Here is a 21,109-nt window from a genome sequence, read left to right as displayed (position 1 = left end):
GATCATTTACGTGTAACGACGCCCCGTGGGGTATTTGAAACAGATTTCATTATTGCTGCGACAGGCTTTGCTGTTGATATTGGGCAGCGGCCCGAGCTGAAATCAATCGCACCCAGCATTCGCTTCTGGAAAGATCGCTTTACGCCTGCACCGGAAGATAATCCTTCAGGCTTCCTAAATCCTGAGCTGGAGTTTTCACCCGATCTGGGGCCAGCGTTTGAGTTCCAGCCAAAAGATGGCGTTGTTTGTCCGGCTCTGGAAAAAATTCATTGCTTCTGTTTTCCGGCTACTCTTTCCCATGGAAAGGTGAGTGGAGATATTCCGGCGATTAGTGACGGTGCAGACAGACTAGCTAAAGGAATTGTCAGCAGCTTGTTTGTTGAAGATAGAGCTATTCATTATCGCAATCTGGAACAGTTCAACACGCCAGAGTTGCAGGGCGACGAATGGCAGGATGTTGGGTTCTAAGCGGCCTTAGCTTCTCATTGAAACCATCTGCTTACCGGCAGATGGTCTTGAAAGGTATGCCTTTTTATCCACCGAGAAAAATAATCAAACATAGAAAATTATTTTTCTTTTTTCATATCTTGTTTTACATCCAAGCAAAAATGAGACTGACTGCACAAAATCATTTATTTTCAAAATATCAAAGCTGCCTGATATCTTGCGTTGACTCAGTCTGTTGCTGGAAATCAGGCATTGCGTGTCATAATACTGATTGAATTCTTCGACGGCTGACTGAAGTGTTGAGTTGTTCAAAATAATCTGCCCGTTTCGCCATGCCTGCTGTATCAAGGCTGTATCGCCGGTAAGAGTATGGCTTTTAATAAGCTCTGGTCTGATATTGTCTTTACTGGAAAAATGAAAAATCTGCGGAGATTTTATGGTATGATGTTGAGCGTCATCAAGCCAGCTCATGGTTCCAGCATAGAGAGACAGAATAATTTTCTGCCCCTCTAATTTAATATCAAAATCAGCGTCTTTCCCAGCCAGCTTTAGCGCGCGAGCGGAAATCCATGCCTGATGGCGACGGATCTCCATCCCGATGCGTCCATCGGCAACCTGCATGATATTTTTTGTTTTGGAAGACGAGAAATAGGCGCCAGAACGCGCGTCCACCGTGACACGATTACCGTTCCAGACATAATGCTGAGGAGCCTGTCGGCCCCTATGGCGCATGGCAAAATGATCCTGCACTTTTTGCGGCAGACATAACCCCGCAAATCCAGCAGCAACGGCCGAACTCATAAACAGTCTGCGGCTTGGGCCGGGAGGAGTAAGGGACGGGGGATTTAATTTACTCAGGGATGAATTTCTATAATTTAGTGCCTGATAAACACTTTTTGCCTGTACGTATGCGCCAAGGTTGCGGTCGTCGGCGTTCAGCCACGCGACAAGGGTCTGCTGTTCGTTTTCGGAGAGGTCACGCGCATCAGCAAGGGCAACCCAGTGCGTTGCATCTGCCTGACGCTTCTTGCCGTCTGCTACGGGAGAAGGTTGAAGCACGTGACTCTCATTTTCTTATAAAGTGCAGCTGTGTTGGGCACGCTATTCAACATTTTGTCCGGCTTCTATAAGTTTCTGCAAGCCGCGGCTAATATGTCGCTCAACAGCACGTAGTGAAAGCCCGAGTTGCTGAGCTATAGTGGTATGGCTGTAATTATAGATTTTCCTCAGAATAAAAACATCCCTGCATGGGCTGGGGAGTGTCATCATCTGTTCTTTTAGCCAGTCAAGCCGCTGGCGTGAGGAAAAATTTTGCTCCGGATCTGGCTGGCTGTCCGCCACATTCTGCGCCTCCAGACCCAAACTTGCATCAATATAAACAATTTTTGCGCGTCTGGCGTGTTCAAATACCAGATTTCGTGCACAGGAAAAAAAATAAGCTCGGCCGTTCAGGATCTCCTGGTAGGGGGCTGAACAAAAGCGGGCGTAACATTCCTGAATAATGTCATCTGCCGTCATGCCCGGAAGTGTGGTCCGGTTCAGCCAGTTTCGTATGGCGGGTTCGTGTGGCATGACGTTCTGTGTGATCCACGTCATGCGCTCTGCATCTGGCAGATGGACCGTCTCATCATTGTGTGGCGGTGAGAGAGGAGGCTTTGTCTGCTCACCAGTATCGCAACTTAAAGGTGCATCCATGAGCATGAGGCCGTCTTACCATCAGGAGAGGGGCGGGGTGGGAGTGACTTACACCGCGCTCAGAGCCTGAGGCAAGTTGACCGGGGAGAGATGACCTTCTTGTTGTAACACGCTGTTTCGAAAAGAATTTTGCCCTCACAGAGGCGGAAAATTTCCTTTCGTCATAAAACCTTAACAGAATTTCTGACCCCAAAGAGGGGGGGAATACGGATGGCGGTTCATCTTAGTGGGTGAATGATGCACCGTGTCCGAAGGTAATGTTCCTCTCATGCGTTCAGTTAAGACAATCAGCACGCTTACACTGCTGTCCTCTACCGTCACATGCAATATGGCGTTTGGTGCAACGCACATGTTCAACATTCCCGCCGGTACGGTGCCGGAAGCGCTCTCTGTGTTTCAGAAGCAGTCTGGCTCCGGGGTTATTGCCAAAGCTAAGGACTTCCGGAATGTCCGGGTCTCTTCAGTGCATGGTATGATGGATGATCAGATTGCGTTGCAAAAGATGCTTTCCGGCACCTCCCTGCAGGTCAGCCGCCAGAATCAGGGCTCTCATTTTGTTATTGTAGAAAGAAAATTGCCGCATGACGCTAAGGCGAGCGGGGAAAATGTTGATGTTGTAGAGCGTCGCAAGTCAGATGGTGGCGGCATGATGGTGAGACATACCACGCCGAGAACGGTAAGTTCTCTGTCTCACACCTACATCGAAATGCAGTCTCCGACTTCGACCATTGAGTCCCTCATTCAGACGCTGCCGGGTGTCGTGTCTGCCAGTGAAGGTCCACTGACAACCTCGTTTTCAACCATTCATATTCGCGGCATGTCGCAGCCTGAAATTGGCGTCACGTTTGAAGGGATGCCTGCCGCCAACCCGTTTACCTACAGCACTTATACGCCCTCTCTGGTTGATAGTGAGAATATGGGGCAGGTCAACGTGATGCAGGGAGCGGTTGATATCAACTCGCCGACCTATAATGCGACGGGGGCTGAAATATCCGCCACAATTCGCCGTCCGACGGATCGGCAGAATATCCATGTGGCCGGTTCTGGTGGTTCCTATGGGACCAATAAGGATTTCATTCGCTACGATACCGGAGAGATCGGAAATTCTGGCGTCAGAGCCTTTGCCTCCGGGTCCTATGCACGGAGCGATATGTGGCGCGGAGACGGCACTATCAGGAAGTGGCATGTGGATGCGGCTGTTACAAAAAGCTGGGCAGACCACAGTGATTCAGAAGCCATTTTTGGATTTACCAAGGCGCAGCAGGGTGAGTGGCTCTATCCCTCTCTGGCTAACTGGAACAAATATGGCGTCGATTATGGTTTGAATAAGCAGTATTATAATGGCGACACCCATTACTCTGGTTTAAATGCCAAGAATACAGGTGCCATTTATGGGGCGCTAAAAAATCATTTTACGTTTGGTCATGGCCTGAGCCTTGATGCAGAAGCGTATTCTGTCGAATTTCATGGTCCTTACACGTATGGGGAGACAGTGCCTGTTTCAAATGGCTATGCAGGTGCAGAAAAATATAAACATCTTGATAATTATAAAGATCTTCCGGGATATGATCCGGCTGTTAGCAAGCTGACCTCTGTTGAGGTTTCAGATTGGTATACCCTGTCTTCCGGCCTGACGCTTACGGGCCATTGGAAGCACAGGTTCAACACTTTGAGCCTGACCTACTGGTATTCTTATGCACAGGAAGCTGCGAGCCAGAATTTTTATCCGGTTAATGGGAAAGGCGAATGGAGTGCTCATGGTGCACCGCTAACGGCAAATGGTGGCCAGCTTATCAGTGAAGATAACGAAAATGGTTTGCAACAGCTCAATAGCTTTGCGGTTGATGACAAAATGGTCTTCCTGAATGGCCGCCTGACGATTGATGGCGGTATCAGAATGGCCATGGCGAACCGCCAGTATACGCAGGATTTGCCGGGTGTAACAGGGAGCAATTATAAATCCATCAAGAATGTTTTTGTTCCGGCGCCCCAGGTTCTTATCAGCTATCGCTTTAACCCGCAGCATCAGATTTATGTCAACGGAACAACGGGTTACCATCTACCGGCGTCCTTAAGTTCACAGCTTTCATCGTATAGCTATTCAACCGGCAAGGCGACGTCGCTCCCCATGTCGGATTACAAGCCGGAATATATGATTACCGAGGAAGTCGGGTATCGTTACAGCGGGCTTTTGTCAGCCAATGTGGCTGGTTTCCATTACAATGTGACAAACCATCAGGTTTCGGCTGAAAGCTATGAGCCAGGGTCAACCTCCACCATTTCTCAGCTGATCAATGCTGGCGGAATGGAGGCTTATGGTATTCAGGCAGAACTGGCGACACACCCCTGGCACCATTTGAGTTTCTATGCCTCGGGCCAGTATATGCACACCAAAAACGGCAATAATATTGCTTATGAAGGGGACTATCTGGCGACAAAGGGCAAGCAGGAAGTCGGCGCGCCCAAATTTTCCGGATCACTGGGGCTGACTTATAATGACGGCCTGTGGTTTGGGAATTTCACGCTGCAATATACAGATTCTCAGTATTCCACATTGATGAATGACCAGAGCATTCCAAGCTATGTCAGCGCCAATCTGGCTGTTGGCAGGCAGTTGCCCAAAATTGGCCGTGTGCGACCAAAAATCAGGCTGAATCTCGTTAATCTGGGAAACAATCACTATTTGTCTTCAATGTATGGCTACACAACCAACGCACAGACCCAGCATGGTGTTGTGACGGGAAAGGCCTTTTCCGGCTCGCAGCCAACATATGTCATTGCGTCGCCTTTTGTCGTAATGGCGACCATTTCAGCCGATTTTTGATGACATAAAAAAGAACGGCCTTTTTAGGGCTTGAAGTGCAAACACTGTGCTGCTGGAAGGTGCAGTAAGAATTTGTGCCGACAGAGATGGCATTTTTGTAACGTGAGTTGGACGATACGCAGATCATGGCAACACGTAGAGACTTCCTGAAATACGCGCTTCTGTCCGGGGCAGCGGCTGGCTCCAGCGCGGTTTTACCTGAATCCATCCGTCGTGCCTTTGCCATTGCGCCAGATGCGGGCACAACGTGGAAAGATGCGGAGCATGTTGTCATCCTGATGCAGGAAAACAGGTCGTTCGACCATGTTTTCGGGACGTTGCAGGGCGTGCGGGGGTTTAATGACCCGCGTGCCATGCGTCAGCCAAACGGGAATTCGGTGTTTGTGCAGTCAAGCCAGTCTGGTGAGACCTATTTGCCCTGGCGCCTGAATATTCGGGATACACGGGTGACGTGGATGGGGTCTATCCCGCATTCCCGGGATAGTCAGGTAGATGCCTGGCATGATGGCGGGCATGATCGTTGGATTGACGCCAAAAAGTCTCATCATAAAGGCTATGACCGCTATCCCCTGACAATGGGCTATTACACGCGGGAAGATCTGCCGTTTTATTATGCACTGGCCGACGCGTTTACGGTCTGTGATCAGAATTATTGTGGGGCGATGACCAGCACGACGCCCAATCGTCTGCTGTTCATGACGGGCACTGTGCGTAATCGTCAGGACCCGTCGTCCAATGTTTACATGCGCAATGGTGAAATCCTTGAGGGCGGGATGACGTGGGACACGTTCCCTGAACGTCTTGAGAGTGTTGGTGTCTCCTGGAAATATTATCAGAACGAACTGTCCCAGACAGGGGGCATGAATGATCTGGAACGCAACTGGCTGAGCAATTTCAGTACTAATGTACTGGAATGCTTCGATCAGTATGTTGTGTCTGCCAACCCGGGTTATGATGACTGGCTGGATGATCGCATTAGTGATTGCCAGACCCATCTTGACCGGCTTAACAGCCGGGAAATGCTGGTGTCAGAAACGCAGGCAGAAAAAGTGGCTGAGGCGCGGGAACTGATGGCCGTTCTGACACGCCGCAAGGCACAGTCGGGCAGGCCACTGGAGAAGCTGACACCTGCAGAACGTAGCCTATTTGAGAAAGCCTTTGTGACTAACAAAGGTGACAAACATTATCGGGACCTTGAAAAGCTGACTTTCCATGATGGCGAAAAGTCCATCAGCATGGAAGCGCCGAAGGGCGATATCCTGTATCAGTTCCGTCAGGATGTAAAAGGCGGCAATCTGCCGACAGTGTCATGGCTTTCAGCACCGGGGCGTTTTTCAGACCATCCGGCGTCTCCCTGGTATGGGGCGTGGTATGTCTCGGAAGTCATGGACATTCTGACAGAAAATCCGGATGTCTGGAAAAAGACAATTTTCATCATCACCTATGATGAAAATGATGGCTACTTCGACCATTGCTGTTCTTATGTTGCTCCAGACCCCAAACGGCCTGAGACAGGCCGTTTTTCGCGCAGTATTGGCGGGGAGGGGCTGGAATACACCACCGCGCAGGATGAAATTGCGCGGGGTGTGCCAAAACATCTGGCTCGTAGCGGGCCGATCGGGCTGGGGTTTCGGGTGCCGATGATTATTGCCTCTCCCTGGAGCCGAGGGGGGTGGGTGAACTCGCAGCTGTTTGAACACACATCCACTCTGCGTTTTCTGGAAAGATTTGTTCAGGAAAAATTCGGCAAACAAATTTCTGAAGCCAATATTTCTCCGTGGCGTCGCGCGATCAGTGGTGATCTGACGTCCTGTTTCCGTCCCTATGACGGGTCTGTGCCAAGTCTGCCTTATCTGAATCGTGATGCCCATCTGCACATGATTGAAGATGCGAAAGACCGCCCGATGCCTAGCGGCTTCAAGACGCTTGAGGCTGCCGAAATTGCGGAACTGCGGAACAATCCGGAAAAAATGCTCCAGACGGTTCGGCAGGAGCCGGGTGTCCGGCCTGCCTGTGCGCTACCTTATGAGCCCTATTGTGATGGCGGTGTGAGCGCGGATGGCCGGAGCATTCACCTGCATATGAAAGCGGGCACGGCCTTATATGGTCAGCATGCCGCTGGTTTGCCGTTTAACGTGCATTGCCACACCAATCCGGAAAGCAACGGTATGCAGGCGGGAACCTATGCTGTTGCCGCAGGCGATACGCTGGAGGCGGCATTCGAGATGGCCTCTTTTGCTCAGGGGCATTACGATGTTGGCGTCCATGCGCCCAATGGGTTTTACCGTCGCTACAAAGGGCAGCAGGATGGCCTTCGGATAGAAGCCGCCTGTCATTATCTGGCTGTTAAAAAGAAAGATCTGGTTCTGAACCTGACCAACCATGGAAAGAAGAATGTTGAGCTGACCTGCGTTTTCAAAGCGGGACAAATAAATCGTACAGTCCGTCTGCTTGCCGGGCAGACGCTGGCTGTTCCGTTTGATCTGGCTGAAAATGGCATGTGGTATGATATTCTGGTGTCTGCTGCAGAAGAGCCTGAATTCCTGTATCATTTCGCCGGTCGGGTCGAAACAACGAAACCTGGGACAACAGATGCGGCAATGGGGGGCTTGCGGGCCGGCTGAAAACCTCGCATTGAACCGCTTTCCCGGCTTTGGCTGGTTTAAAAGAAGGTTCTCATTCGTGCTCTCTTTCAGGCTGCTGCAATCAACGCTTCTGGTGACAGGATGTGCTGTCCTGCTGGGCGCGAGCGCACAGTGGGTGAAAGCTGAACCTGCGGCTGGCGCAGCCTGCAGGCCTGCCGCGGATGGGAGTAACCCGTGCCCGCGGAGCCTGCGTCTGGAAAAGCAGCAGCCATTGTCCATGATGGCCACCGTGGGCAAGGCGATGTTTTTTGACCCGGCCCTTTCTGGCTCAGGCAAGTTATCCTGCGCGTCCTGCCATGTGCCCAGCCTGCATTATGGTCCGGCCGGGAATGCGCCTGTTTTTAAAGGGGGTGCTGCGGGCGATCGTGAGGGGCGACGTGCAATCCCCAGCCTGACCTATCTGGAGCGCCAGCCGCCGTTCAGCATTGGTCCGGATGATGCCGTTGCCGATGATATTGCTCCCACAATCGCGGTGCCTGTGACGGGCGGGGCCCATGCGGCCAAAAGTGCAGTGAACACGGCCAGTTCAGCAGCCAATCTGGTGCCGCAGGGCGGCCTGTTTCTGGATGGTCGTGCTGATACGCTACACCAGCAAGCCAGCGGCCCCATGTTTGATCCGGACGAAATGGCGGCAACACCCGAGAAAGTCACCGCGCGGCTGAAGGCAGCAGATTATGCTGCGCCGTTGCGGGATCTTGCCGGTATTCGCGGCAAGGCGTCTTCCGATTTTCTGCTTTCTGAGGGGCTGTTCGCGTTGGCACGCTATCAGATTGAAGATCAGAAATTTCATCCTTATAGCAGCAAGTTTGATGCCTGGCTGCAAGGCAAAGCCCGCTTCTCTCCTCTGGAACGTGAAGGCTATCTTTTGTTCAATGACCCTCAAAAGGGAAATTGTGCGGCCTGTCACGTCGATACGGTGCGGAACGACGGTTTGCCGCCTCTTTTTACAGACCATCAGTACGAAGCTCTTGCGGCTCCTCGTAATTTAGCTCTCCAGCATACGCATGACCCGGATTACTACGATCTTGGGGTTTGTGATCAGAAACCGGGAGGCCGGAAAGATCTTGCACCCTATTGCGGGATGTTTGCGACACCGACTTTGCGGAATACGGCAACGCGGCACAGTTTTTTCCACAATGGCGTCTTTCATTCTCTGGAAGATGTGATGGATTTTTACGTGCTGCGTGATCTGGAGCCCGAGCGATTTTATCCTGCAGGACCAGATGGGAGGGTTCAGGCTTATAATGATATTCCGGCAGCGTATCGCGGGAATATCGATACGACCGATGCGCCGTTTGACCGCAGGCCGGGGCAGGCTCCAGCTCTGACCGAAGCCGAACGGAAAGCCATTATTGCATTCCTGCAAACACTGACAGATGGCTGGACGAAAGATACGGGGCAGGGGAAGCTTTCCCCGTGTCGGGATTGAAATATTTCCAGATAAAAGCCAGATGCTAACAGGAATAGCTGCTAATAAGATGCGGATCTGCCCTGCTTTCAGGGTTGTTGACCTTGATAAAAATTTAAGTGTTCATTATGAATTTCCAAGAACAGAAATGTCGTTGTGTTAATTTTTATGAGTGTAAAAGGTTTTTAATTGGGTCTCCGTAAAGATATATGGCGTGTTGGTATTTCTGATATGCCTTTGGATGCCATTATTGAGGAAGGTCGAGTAAAGGCCGGGGCTGTCACATGGCTTCCTGAGATGAAATCTTTCCAGTTTATGGCCGATCCATTCGGGTTCTGGAAAGACAAGACGCTTTATATTTTTGTTGAGACTTATGACTACCGAACACGACACGGGATCATAGAAGTTTTCGTTTATGACGAATGTTTCAAATTTCTGGAACGACGCGTCGCGCTTTCTGAACCCTGGCATCTGTCTTACCCCTATGTGTTTGAAGCAGACGGTGAGATCTGGATGCTGCCGGAAGCGTATCACTCCGGAAAACTGACCCTGTATCGCGCGGCATCATTCCCTGACAGGTGGGAGCCTGCATGTGTGATTGATCTGGGGCCTGATGTTGCTGTGGATGCCACGCCCTTTTTCCATGATGGTCTGTGGTGGCTTTTTTATACGCCAGCCAGCAAGCCGCCAAAGCCAGTGGGAGAACTGCATCTGGCCTTTGCGGAGCGGTTGGATGGCCCGTGGACACGGCACCCCGGCAACCCTGTCCGGTTCGATTCAGCCAGTACACGGCCGGGCGGAACGCCTCGTGTGCTGAACGGGCAGGTTATGCTGCCGGTGCAGGATTGTTCATGGACCTATGGGGGCGCCATTCGGCCCTTACGGTTTGAAGTGCTGACGCCTGATCGGGTTGTGACGCATGCGGGTGCGAAGATCAGGATTCCAGAACAGTTTGCACCGTATACAGAAGGCATGCACACGCTCTCAGCAGCAGGATCCGTCACGGTGTTTGATGTCAAACGCACAGAACTGTCGGCCCATGGATTGTCTATTGAACTTATTCGAGAATCCAAGAAATTTTTGCAGAAAAAATGCTGAACAATAAACACGTTTTTTCAATCGGAATTGTCATTCATGATTTTGTGTTTGGCGGTTCCGAGCGGATTGCTATCCGGCTTGCTAATTACTGGTCTCAGCAGGGCTACCCGGTCGTTGTGTTTGCCGGGGCCGAGGCTGGCGAGATGCGAAATCTTCTGGCTCCCGCGGTCAGGCTGGTTATTGCCCCCAAACCCATTTGCCGCTCCCGCTCTTCTATGGCGGAACTCGCCAAAAAAGCGGCACAGTATTTTCAGAAAAACCCTGTAGAAGCCTGCTTTGTGCCCGGGAATTATCATTGGCCCGTGGCTTATGAATTGGGGAAACTGCCGTCAGGCGTGCGCCCTGTTATTCTGACACAAATCAGCTCTCCCATTTATAAACCGGGGCGGGCTGCATGGGCTCAGAAAATCTTCAACATAAGAATGCGTTTTCTGTTGAGGAAATCAGACAAACTGGTGGCGCTTGATTGCACAACGGCTGAAGAAGCCAACTGTTTATTCAGACGGCCTGTAGCCGATGTTATTCCGTTGCCAGCACTCTGCGGAAGCCTTCCTGCCCCCAGCATGCCTGATGCCGGTAATTTTAATATTCTGGCGGCAGGCAGGCTAACACACGCCAAAGGGTTTGACCTGCTGATTGAAGCCTTCGCATCGGTTGCCAGACACGTGCCAACGGCAACCCTGACAATTTGTGGAGCCGGCCCGGATCATCAGGCTCTGCTGGATCTGGCAGCCCGAGAGGGGGTGCAGGATAAGGTCAGGCTGACAGGATATGTTGCAGATATCCGCCCTTATCTGGATGACGCCCGCCTGTTTGTGCTCTCCTCCCGGCGGGAAGGGTATGGCGCGGTTATTCTGGAAGCCCTTGCGGCAGGTCGTCAGGTCATCACAACGGCCTGCACTCCTGCTGCCCGTGATTTTGTCGGGTGTTCTGAGGCTGTGCATGTGGTGCCTGTGGGAGACAGCGGTGCGCTTGCCCGCGCCATAATTTCAGTTTTGGAAAAACCTGCTCCGGATAGTCAGAGGCTGGCTGGGGCTGTAAGGCCTTTTTCAATTGAATGTGGTGGGCAGGCCTACCTTCTTCTGATGTCTGCTTTGCTTGAGGCAGCAAACAGACAGTAGGTCATTTTGCAATGCGCTCCGGTGCATTGGCTAAGAGGAACAAAGATGCGCGTTGGGTTTGTTATCCACACAATAGGCCTGATGGGCGGCACGGAGCGCACCTGTTGTGCGGTGATGAATGGACTGGCTGATTATGCTGACATCACGCTGATAGAAGTGCTCTCAGAAGGGCCGCCTGCCTATTTTCTGGATGAGCGCATTGAGCGGGACGTTTTGTCTGCCAAGCATGTCTCACTTTTATGGTCTGCGCCTAAGCTTATCCTGCGTCTTTGTCGTCTCATCAAAAGTAAAAAGCTGGACGCGCTGGTTGTTGTGGAATCAACGCATGCGCTTTATGCAGTCGCGGCGGCCAGACTGGCCGGGGTGCGGTGTATTGTCTGGGAACACTTCAATTACAACGTTGATCTGGGAAAAAAGAAGCGGCGCTGGGGCCGTCTTGTCGCTGCGAAATGGGCGAACGATATTGTTACACTGACCCATCGGGACCAGAGCATCTGGCAGCAAAAGGCGCGGCCCAAAGCGCAGGTGCACTGCATTCCCAATATGGCTCCTGCCGTTTCTGAAAAGCCCTATGACATCGCATCTCGCACGGTGCTGGCATTGGGCCGGTTAAGCCCGCAAAAAGGGTTTGATCGGCTCTTGCAGGCCTGGAAACTGGTTGAGCATGATCCGCGCTCCGCAGGGTGGACGCTGACGATTGTGGGCGAGGGGCCTCAAAAGGCCATGCTAACAGAACAAGCCGCCACCCTTGGCCGAGCCAGTGTTGGCCCCGCGCAGAAGGATGTCGCGGCCCTGTTTGCTCAGGCGGGGCTCATGGTTTCCTCCTCCCGGTTTGAGGGGCTGCCCATGGTCCTGCTGGAGGCAGCGGCTTTCGGGGTGCCGATTGTGGCATTTGACTGTGAAACCGGGCCCGCCGAGATTATTGTGCCCGACCAGACAGGCGTTCTGGTGCCGCAAAATGATGTGGCAGGACTGGCTGAGGGGCTTTTAAGTCTGATGGCAGGCCCGGAAAAGCGTCTGGCGTTTTCCAGAAACGGAAAAGAGCGGATGGCACTTTTCAGCCAGCAGCATGTTATTTCCCTGTGGCGCAGGATGCTGGGGCTGTAAGCCTTCTGGCTGGTGGCTTGCAAATGGCGGAAAACACATTTCAGTGAAGATGCGGGCAATACAGCAACGCGTCCTGTCTTGTGGGCGTTGGATGGATAGCTCCCTTCACGATTGATACTCTGTGTTTTTCCATGAAGAGAGTTTATCTGGCTGAACAGGGTGCCGATAAGGCGAGAGTGATACCGCTACGGGCATTCTGTGGGCCATAGGCAAGGTGGTTCCTATGAAAATTACAGAACAAATCACGTCTGCCGTAACACAGGTTGGGGACTTCATGACTCTGGCCAGTAAGGATGTCTCCGGCATGCTTACGATCCTGAATGATCTGCTTGGCCCGGTCCCACGGCCTGATGCGCCGAGCAAGCTGGAACAACGCGCCAACGCTGCGGGGATGATTGATGTCATTCGTGACTGGCAGGCGCAGGATAACGCCCCGCCGGCGACGGAAGCTGAAATCAAGCAGTTCTTCACGCCGGAAGAGCTGACCCAGTTTTCCAATGAAACCGGGCTTTCTGACACCGCAACGCTCAGCATGCTGCAAACCCTGCTGCCCCGGTGTGTCCGACGGCGTGCCTTGCATGAACCGTTTCCGCCGCCTTCTTGACACGTCCCGGTTTTGCGGGTTTTTGAAGCAGGTGTGATGGGGTCTTCCAGAAGGAAGGCTGAAAAGGGAACCGTGTGCGAACACGTTTGTTCAAAGCACGGGCTGCCCCCGCAACTGTAAACGGTATGTTTCTGCATCCTTCGCTCTGAATGGGGCGGGTCACTGGCCGAAAGGCCGGGAAGATAGATGCAGGCGTGATGACCCGTGAGCCAGGAAACCTGCCATCCGCGAGGCGTGACTGGATACTGTCGGACGGGGTGATCTGACGGGTATGTTTACACAGGGCAGGGGCCGCCATCTGGCGTGCGTTCTGCCGCTCTGTAGGGATACGGTCTGGTGACAAGAGTGATGTGTCACGGGATAAAGGCCGCTATGCCCTACTGTTTCCAATTTTCCTTTGGGCATCTGAAGTGCTGATGTGGCAGCGGCTCCTGTTGGTTCTGCTGCTGTGTTGCTGGGCTCCCGCGGCTCTGGCCGAGCCAAAGCACCGGATTGCTTCACTCAATTTATGCACCGATCAGCTGGTGCTGATGCTGGCCAAACCTGAAAACATTGTGGGCCTCAGCCCCATGGTGCGGGATTGCCAGAACGCAGTGCTGTGCGAACAGGCGCATGCCGTGCCTACTTTGCGCGTTTCGGCGGAAGCTGTTGTGGCGCATCAGCCAGATATTGTTCTGGGAGGCATCTATACGGCGCGCGTTGCCATGCAGGTCGCCAGATCGTTGGGGCTGCCCGTGGTGGCGCTCCGACCTGCAGATAAACTTGAGGATATTCCAGCACAGATCATGACAGTTGCGAACGCTATTGGGGAGCCCGAGCGTGGCAGCCAGCTTGTGACCGCATTCCGCACCCGGCTGGCTGCATTGAGCGTGACTGACCCTCATGGTCCGGTTGCGGCTATCTATGCCGCCAATGGCTTTGTCACGCAGCCGGGAAGTCTGCCAGATGATGTGCTGCGCCATGCCGGGTTTCAGAATTATACGGGGCAGAAGGGGATGGGCCATATGCGCAAGCTGCCTCTGGAAACCCTGATTGCCCATCCGCCTGATCTGCTTATTCTGGACCGCTCCGGGCAAGGCTATTCCATAGCGCAGGCCATGCTGGACAATCCGGTTTTACAGAACGCGTTTCCGGACGCGCATAAGGCTGATATTCCCGCCAGATTATGGCTGTGTGGCCTGCCGCAAACGCTGGATGTCATCAGCCGCCTTCAAGCCAACCGTGCTGCACTGGACGCTCTTCGATGATCACAGGTCAACAAGGGCGAGGCCTCTCTTTTTGTCTGGCGGCCTGCGTCGGGGGACTGTTTCTTGTGTCTCTCTGGCATGGGGAAAGCTCCATTGCCGGTATGCAGGCTCTGGAGGATATTCTGGCAGGACGGGCTACTGCGGGAGCCATTATTCTTGAGCAGCTGCGTCTGCCACGCGCGCTTCTGGGTATTCTGGTAGGCGGTGTGCTGGGTCTTTCCGGGGCAACCTTGCAGGGCTACATGCGCAACCCGCTGGCGGACCCCGGTATTCTGGGCGTATCCGGTGGCGCGGCGCTGGGGGCGGTCTGTGTCTTTTATACAGGGCTGATGCAGATCTCGCTGGTGGCTCTCCCGCTCGGCGGGTTAATCGGCGCTTTTGCTGCTGTCGCGTTGCTGATGCTGCTGGTGGGGGACGGCGGCGTGCTGGTGCTCCTGCTGGCGGGCGCTGCGTTAAGCGGGTTTACCGCTGCTCTGACAGCGCTAACGCTGAATCTGGTCCCCAGCCCCTATGCCTCTTTTGAAATCATGCACTGGCTGATGGGTTCTCTGACAGACCGGACCTTTACCGATGTCGCCATCTGCCTGCCGGGCGCTGTTCTGGGGAATGCGCTGATGCTGACAACGGGCCGGGCGCTGGACGCTCTGACGTTGGGTGAAGAGGTTGCCACCAGCATGGGGTTTGTTCTCACAGGCTGGCGAGGCGTGCAGCTGCTGGTTGTGCTGGGGACGGCGCTGGCGGTTGGGTCTTGCGTGGCGGTTTCCGGCGCGATCGGGTTTGTGGGGCTGGTGGTGCCGCATGTCTTACGCGGCTTGACGGGCTATCAGCCATCCCGTCTGCTTTGGCCATCGTTCTGGGGTGGGGCGGCTTTGCTGCTGGTCGCGGATAATGTCGTCCGCATGACAGCCTCCGGGCCTGAACTTCAGCTTGGCGTGCTGACGGCTCTGGTCGGCTCCCCCGTCTTCTTCCATCGGGTGCTGAAGCTGCGGAAGGATGGCGTATGACCAGCCTGCACGCATCAGATGTTTCTCTTTCTCTCGGCGGACGGCAGATCCTGCGGTCCGTTACCATGCCTGTGCAGAGTGGAGCGGTGCTGGGACTGATTGGCCCAAATGGAGCAGGCAAGAGCAGTCTGTTACGCGTTCTTGCTGGCTTGAGGGCACCGGATAGTGGGCATCTCCAGCTTAATAATCAGAACCTTGCCACGGCCCCCGCGCATTGGCGGGCACGCCAGATTGCGTTCATGCCGCAGGAAGTTGTGCGCCCACCGCCCATGAGCGTGCGCCATGTGGCCGCCCTTGGCAGGCTGGCGCATGGAGAAAGCGGGTCTGTTGCGTTTCACCACCCCAAAGTAACGGAAGCTCTTGAGAAAACCGGGCTTTTACAAAGCGCGGATCGTCCGGCTCATCGTCTTTCCGGTGGAGAACTGGCCCGGTTGGCACTCTGCCGGATGCTCTGTGTGGACGCCCCCATTCTGCTGGCTGATGAGCCTGTTGCGGCACTGGACCCGGCACATGCGCTGATGGTGATGTCCCTTTTTCAGCAAGCGGCACATCAGGAGGGCAAGGCTGTCGTGGTTGTGCTGCACGATCTGGCGCTGGCTGCTCGCTTTTGTGATCAGCTCGTGCTGATGCAGGATGGCGCTGTTCGCGCCCATGGGGTGCCGGAGCAGGTGCTGGCCGAGCCGCTGGTGCGCGATGTGTATCAGGTCACGACACGGCGGATTGGAGCAATCCCCGTGCCGTGGGATTTATGTCCCTGAAAAAGACGCCTCAGCCGATAAGTTTTTCCATTTCCCGGATCAGGGTTGCTGGCGCATAGGGCTTGCGGACCACCGGCATGTCCTGAAATTCCGTAGGGATCATGGAGTGGTCAGCATACCCCGTGGCAAACAGAAACGGGATGCCTCTTTCCCGCAGCGTGCGGGCCACATCGGTCGATGTTTCATCTCCCAGATTGAAATCCAGCAAAGCAAGATCAGGGGGGTGGGTCCGAATGGCCTGCAGGGCTTCGTAAACGGAAGAGACTGTACGCACATCCGAAAGCCCGTGGTCTGCCAGAGCCTGTTCAACATCCATGGCAATCAGAAGCTGATCTTCCACAATCAGGATACTCTTGTTCTGCAACTGCATGCGGTCTGCCTGCATGACTTCTGCTTTCAGGGGTGCCTGCATGGTGTTGTTCTCCTGTGTGATCAACTCAGCATGGTGGCTGGGAAGATCAAAACGGATGAAAAGCCCTTCCGTTCGAAATTCTTTTATTGTTTTGCCATGCAACTCATGCGGAACAGCCCGGTCCAGCAAAATGGAACCAAAGCCTTTGCTGTCAGACCTCGTAATGGGTGGGCCGCCAGTTTCCTGCCAGGTGATTACCCAGTCCTGCGTTATGTCATCCTGCCACCATGAGATATGCAGGCGGCCTTCCCGATTGGAGAAAGCCCCATATTTTGCGGCATTGGTTGCCAGTTCATGCACAATCAGCGCCATGACGGACAAGGCACGCCCTGTTAGCCAGATCTGCGGGCCAGAAAGCGTGATGGTATCCGACTGGAGACGATACGGGGCCAGTTCGGCTTCCAGAAGGGGGTAGAGCAGGCCGCCCCCGTCCGTACGCACCACCTGATCATGCGCAGTAGCCAGAGCCTTCACACGGCCTTGCAGCACAACAAAATGTTCCTGCATCGTGCGGCCTTCCGGCACGGGCCGCGCCATGAGGGACTGCACGACCGCGAGAATATTTTTCACCCGGTGGCTGAGTTCTTCATTCAGCATCCGCTGGCGCGTGTCGGCCTGAGAACGCTCCTTCAACTGCTGCTGGTGATAGGCGCCCATCACTTCAATCAGCCCGGAACGGACGAGCCCGGCAGCTTCCAGATTATTATCCGTCCAGGGGAGGCATTTTTTCTGCACCTCTTCTTTCCAGATAGCAAAGCTGGTGCGGGGGGTCAGGCGCGGGCCAAGAGGACCGTTCACATAGGTTTTGTTCGGGTCACCGCCCCAGTTCAGTGTCTGGAGAATTTCGCGCCGGAACAGGAAGACATAATCCTTCGGCTGGGCCGAGATCGGGATGATCATCACACCAGCCACGTCTGGCAAGAGAGCCGCAGAATCGGTGGTGATGCCAGTCAGATGGTCCGTATGCCAGATATGGTGGCCGGCACGTTCATGCGCGATGGAGACCAGACCCAGCACGACATCAGGCGCGGAGGGGGCTGTGCCATGCGTTGTCCATTGCCCGTTGATCCATAACCCGATCCCGTCGCTGGGGATGAGGGGGGCCAGATCGGCAATATGCTGACGCAGGTAAGAGGGCATGTCCGACATCGGGACAGCCTCTCTCAAAAAATTTTCAATCAGGGTGTGGGTCTGCTGAGTGACCTGCAAACGGCTGGTTCTGAGAAGCACCACAATCCGCAGCGCGACAAACTCACCAAAAATCTTGACGATTGTGCGCTCACCCAATGTCAGAATTTTGGGGGAATAGTTGTGGCAGGCAATCATGCCCCACAACTTCCCGTCTACTATCAGGGAAATGGACATGGATGCCCCCACGCCCATGTTGGTCAGATACTCGCAATGAATGGGTGAGACGCTGCGTAACTGGGAGAGGGACATATCCAGCGCGCTAAGCCCCGGCAATTGCTGCACGGGTACAGGGGTATAGCTGACATCGCCGATCATGCGGATCAGCGCACGGCGATAAAGATCTCTGGCCTGAACTGGAATATCAGCACTGGGGAAATGCTGCCCCAGAAAGCTCTCAAGAATGGAGGAGCGTGCTTCGGCCACAATTTTGCCGGACCAGTCTGGGTCAAAGCGATAGATCATCACGCGGTCATAATGCAGCATGCCGCGCATCAGACGCACCACGGCCCGGAAGAGGGTCTCCATGTCTGATATATCGCGCAGGCGGTCCAGCATCATTCGCAGGTTGGCAACGGACTGGCTGTTATCCTCCGGCGCACCTTCAGGCTCGCATTCGATAACAATATCATCGCCAGAGACATGGATTGAGAGATCGAATGCAGCGGCCCCGGCAAGATGGACGCCAAACATATAGGCCGGTCGCCCAAGGGAAAGACTATGTGCCAGAGCATTGCGCAGGGCGTGCAGCATATCTGCGCTCAGATAATCCGAAAGGAGAACACCTGGGGCCAGCCCGTCCAGCCCCAGCATGGTGGCGGCATTGGCGGAAACACGCCGAACCCGGAACGTATCGCCCTCACACGCCAGCAAACAGCCATGTGGCTGAATACTACCGGGGATATGGATGGGTTCTTTATCGCAACTGGTAAGATCTGCCTGACCAAATTCAACCATGAAATATTTCCGTAAGGCTGTCCGTCCGCCTTACGGCATCAATGGCATAGCGAAAAAGAGTGTGTGCAGCGCCTGCTGCCGCTTCTGCATCCCACTCAGGGGCGGTATCCAGAAGACGAAGAAAATGCTGCCAGTTGTCTGGAGAGGCTGTCTGGATGGCCAGATGCCGTGCTCCAAAATCCTGAGTGTATCCCAAAGCGGCAACCTGTCTGGCCAGAAAGCGCGCTCCGAGTGAGGAGCCTTCCAGAACATACAACGTACCCAGAAGTGCCGGGGCAGACATTGGGGGCGGGAAATCGGGCATGGGTGCACGTGTTTCCTGCAGATCCTTCAGGTCCGCCATGCATCATGGCACTCAGGGACACCGGAGCCCAGCCGGACAGGGTTTCCGGCCATCTGGCCCTGCTGATTGCTTGCTCAGCACCAGCGCGGAACGCGGCAAGGCTTTTGAGATAACGGCGATACGTGGCCTCGGATGTCAGCGGGCCGATCAGGCTGTCCAGCTCTGTGTGGTCGGCATCTGTTTTGTCACGCAGAAAAAAACGACGTGAGTCATGAAGCATACCGAACCTCGCACCCTCTGGAAAAGACTACGCCAGAGGGTCCTGCATGGTTTGAAAAAGGCAGGCAGCAGGATCTGCGTATCAGTTAATCTAAAAGTATCATCGCATTCATGTACCGGATAGACAACATGCGAAAACAAAATGATACGATTTGTTTATGATCACTAATCCGTGCTTATTGCTGGATCACTATAAAATACATGAAGGTGCAGAGCGTCCGGAGCACTAAGTGGCAAGCGTCAACGCTGTGTGAATAAGCGCCAGATGGGAAAAACCTTGCGGGAAATTGCCCAGCTGAGTGTTGTTCTGCGGATCATACTCCTCAGCCAGCAAACCAACATCGTTACGTAAACTCAGCAGTTTTTCAAATAAGGCAACGGCATCTTCTCGCCGGCCTGTCAGCGCATAGGCGTCAGCCAGCCAGAAGGTGCAGGCCAGAAAGGCACCTTCTGTGGAGTTCAGACCATCAACATTGTTGTGAGTTTTGTATCTTTGCAGAAAGCCATGGTGAAGCAGGTTTTTTTCAATCATAGCAATTGTCTGCTGAATGCGAGGGTCATCATACGGCAGGAAGCCTACGCGGGGGATGAGCAGTAAAGCGGCATCCAGAGTATCGCCGCCATAAAACTGCACAAAGCACCCGAGGTCTTTATTAAAACCATTTTTACAAATATCGGTATGCAGAGCATCCCGGGTCCGGGTCCAGCTTTCTTTGGGGCCGGGGAGGCCGTAGCGTTCCATGTCCTGCAAAGAGGCCTGAAATGTGAGCCAGGCCATCACTTTGGAATGCACAAACTGTCTCGGTCCGCCCCGTACCTCCCAGATGCCCTGATCTGGTTTTTGCCAGATAGCTTGCAGCCAGTTGACGAGATGGGTCTGTAGCGCCCACGCTGAATGTCTGTTGCTCAGACCAGCAGCCCGCCCAAGCTGGGCGACATGAGTCATGATGCCGTAAATATCGAGCTGCACCTGATCCGATGCAGCATTACCCACGCGCACAGGTGCGGCGTTGTGGTAGCCGGGCAGGGTTTCAACGGTCCATTCCCGCAAACTTCGTTCCCCGCAGAGGCCATACATGATCTGAATCTGGCTGGCATCTCCTGCAATGCTGCGATGGAGCCAGTCGCGCCAGGCCTGAGCCTCAGCGTGGTATCCACAGGAAATAAAGGCGGAAAGGGTCAGGGCGGCATCCCGCAACCAGCAATAGCGATAATCCCAGTTCCGGATACCGCCCGGATCTTCAGGCAAAGATGTCGTGGGGGCCGCAATAATTCCGCCTGTTGGCGCGTAGGTCAGCGCCTTGAGGACAATCAGGGAGCGGAGAACGGCCTCTCGCCATGGTCCCTGATAGGTGCAGTGTGAGCACCAGTCCCGCCACCATTGCTCCGTATGGGCGAGCGCAGCCTCTGCATCCACCTTAGAGGGAAGAGGCTCATGCGAGAGAGCGTGTTGCAGGATGAAGGTTTCTGTCTGCCCTTCTTTCAACTCGAAAAAGGCTTCTGTCGTCAGATGCTGCCCGTGGAGTGGCACAGTGGAGCGTAACACGACCTGATCCGGCCCCGCGATGGCGCAGAGGCCGCTTCCATCAGGCAGGCTGGTAACCCACGGAATAGTTTGCCCGTAATCAAACCGCAGACGCAGGCTGCACCGCATCTGCACTTGTCCGCGGACGGCCGTAATACAGCGGATCAGGGTGCGGTGCTCCTGTTCAACAGGCATGCACTCCGTCAATGTTACGTCACCATTTTGGGTGGTAAATGTGGTTTCTAAAATCAGCGTGTCATCACGATAACGACGCTGCACACTCAGAACGGGTTCTGCCGGGTGTAAGGCCCAGTGCCCATGTTCTCCATTACCCAGCAACGCCGCCAGACAGGCGGGGCTGTCAAACCGTGGCAGGCACAACCAGTCTATGGTGCCGTCACGCCCGGTCAGTGCCGCAGTGTGACAATCCCCCAGCAGAGCGTAGTCTTCAATAGGAAGAGGAAGAATGCGGCGCGGAAACAGGTCGTGAGGAGACATACCGGCACC

Annotated in this window: 15 protein-coding genes, 1 pseudogene and 1 riboswitch; of the genes and pseudogenes, 11 read left to right on the top strand and 5 right to left on the bottom strand. The window is 54.2% G+C overall.

Annotated features, from left to right (window positions below; all coding sequences use genetic code 11):
• A pseudogene (locus tag HK23_RS14475) lies at window positions 1–468 on the top strand (FAD-dependent oxidoreductase); the annotation flags it as partial.
• An 84-nt stretch (window positions 469–552) separates the two neighbouring features.
• On the opposite strand, the gene HK23_RS01770 reads toward HK23_RS14475, so the two are convergent.
• On the bottom strand, window positions 553–1,506 hold the full coding sequence (locus HK23_RS01770; protein WP_086652657.1) for a FecR family protein: 954 nt from the start codon (window positions 1,504–1,506) through the stop codon (window positions 553–555).
• Between the two features lie 42 nt (window positions 1,507–1,548).
• Window positions 1,549–2,142, bottom strand: a complete 594-nt coding sequence (locus HK23_RS01765) for an RNA polymerase sigma factor (protein WP_179193762.1) — start codon at window positions 2,140–2,142, stop codon at window positions 1,549–1,551.
• A 268-nt stretch (window positions 2,143–2,410) separates the two neighbouring features.
• On the opposite strand from HK23_RS01765, the gene HK23_RS01760 reads away from it, so the two are divergent.
• The 10 genes from HK23_RS01760 (at window position 2,411) to HK23_RS01715 (ending at window position 15,958) form a co-directional block, all read left to right on the top strand.
• Window positions 2,411–4,966 (top strand): TonB-dependent receptor, encoded by a 2,556-nt coding sequence (locus HK23_RS01760; protein WP_256940012.1) that lies wholly within the window; start codon window positions 2,411–2,413, stop codon window positions 4,964–4,966.
• Window positions 4,967–5,091: 125 nt separating this feature from the next.
• Window positions 5,092–7,590, top strand: coding sequence for a phosphocholine-specific phospholipase C (locus HK23_RS01755; protein ID WP_086652664.1), 2,499 nt, complete (start codon window positions 5,092–5,094; stop codon window positions 7,588–7,590).
• A 58-nt stretch (window positions 7,591–7,648) separates the two neighbouring features.
• Window positions 7,649–9,040 (top strand): cytochrome-c peroxidase, encoded by a 1,392-nt coding sequence (locus HK23_RS01750; RefSeq protein ID WP_256940011.1) that lies wholly within the window; start codon window positions 7,649–7,651, stop codon window positions 9,038–9,040.
• Between the two features lie 276 nt (window positions 9,041–9,316).
• On the top strand, window positions 9,317–10,117 hold the full coding sequence (locus HK23_RS01745) for a glucosamine inositolphosphorylceramide transferase family protein (RefSeq protein WP_218777687.1): 801 nt from the start codon (window positions 9,317–9,319) through the stop codon (window positions 10,115–10,117).
• On the top strand, window positions 10,111–11,238 hold the full coding sequence (locus HK23_RS01740; RefSeq protein ID WP_086652654.1) for a glycosyltransferase: 1,128 nt from the start codon (window positions 10,111–10,113) through the stop codon (window positions 11,236–11,238). Before HK23_RS01745 ends, HK23_RS01740 begins: the two co-directional genes overlap by 7 nt.
• Window positions 11,239–11,283: 45 nt before the next feature.
• A complete protein-coding gene (locus tag HK23_RS01735) occupies window positions 11,284–12,345 on the top strand; it encodes a glycosyltransferase family 4 protein (protein ID WP_086652653.1) in 1,062 nt (353 codons plus the stop codon).
• A gap of 223 nt (window positions 12,346–12,568) precedes the next feature.
• A complete protein-coding gene (locus HK23_RS01730; RefSeq protein WP_063908292.1) occupies window positions 12,569–12,949 on the top strand; it encodes an alpha/beta hydrolase family protein in 381 nt (126 codons plus the stop codon).
• A 20-nt stretch (window positions 12,950–12,969) separates the two neighbouring features.
• A riboswitch (cobalamin riboswitch) is annotated at window positions 12,970–13,189 on the top strand.
• A 176-nt stretch (window positions 13,190–13,365) separates the two neighbouring features.
• Window positions 13,366–14,196 carry an ABC transporter substrate-binding protein gene (locus HK23_RS01725; RefSeq protein ID WP_086652662.1) on the top strand — a complete coding sequence of 277 codons (831 nt, stop codon included), beginning with the start codon at window positions 13,366–13,368 and terminating at the stop codon, window positions 14,194–14,196.
• Window positions 14,193–15,200 carry a FecCD family ABC transporter permease gene (locus tag HK23_RS01720; protein ID WP_086652652.1) on the top strand — a complete coding sequence of 336 codons (1,008 nt, stop codon included), beginning with the start codon at window positions 14,193–14,195 and terminating at the stop codon, window positions 15,198–15,200. Before HK23_RS01725 ends, HK23_RS01720 begins: the two co-directional genes overlap by 4 nt.
• A complete protein-coding gene (locus tag HK23_RS01715) occupies window positions 15,197–15,958 on the top strand; it encodes an ABC transporter ATP-binding protein (protein WP_086652651.1) in 762 nt (253 codons plus the stop codon). The genes HK23_RS01720 and HK23_RS01715 overlap by 4 nt, the downstream gene beginning before the upstream one ends.
• Before the next feature lie 10 nt (window positions 15,959–15,968).
• Here the strand turns inward: HK23_RS01715 and HK23_RS01710 are convergent, their stop codons facing one another.
• The 3 genes from HK23_RS01710 to HK23_RS01700 form a co-directional block, all read right to left on the bottom strand.
• Window positions 15,969–18,515, bottom strand: coding sequence for an HWE histidine kinase domain-containing protein (locus tag HK23_RS01710; RefSeq protein ID WP_086652650.1), 2,547 nt, complete (start codon window positions 18,513–18,515; stop codon window positions 15,969–15,971).
• The gene (locus tag HK23_RS14860; protein ID WP_143217463.1) at window positions 18,508–18,819 is read right to left on the bottom strand and encodes a heme oxygenase-like domain-containing protein; all 312 of its coding nucleotides are present in this window, start codon (window positions 18,817–18,819) and stop codon (window positions 18,508–18,510) included. The genes HK23_RS01710 and HK23_RS14860 overlap by 8 nt, the downstream gene beginning before the upstream one ends.
• A gap of 484 nt (window positions 18,820–19,303) precedes the next feature.
• Window positions 19,304–21,100, bottom strand: a complete 1,797-nt coding sequence (locus HK23_RS01700) for a glycoside hydrolase family 15 protein (RefSeq protein ID WP_086652648.1) — start codon at window positions 21,098–21,100, stop codon at window positions 19,304–19,306.
• Window positions 21,101–21,109 lie beyond the last annotated feature (9 nt).

Origin of the sequence: Acetobacter malorum (genome assembly GCF_002153605.1) — a bacterium.
Lineage (GTDB): Bacteria > Pseudomonadota > Alphaproteobacteria > Acetobacterales > Acetobacteraceae > Acetobacter > Acetobacter malorum_A.
The sequence above is the reverse complement of the archived record's forward strand: the minus strand, read 5'-3'. Positions and strand labels throughout refer to the sequence as shown.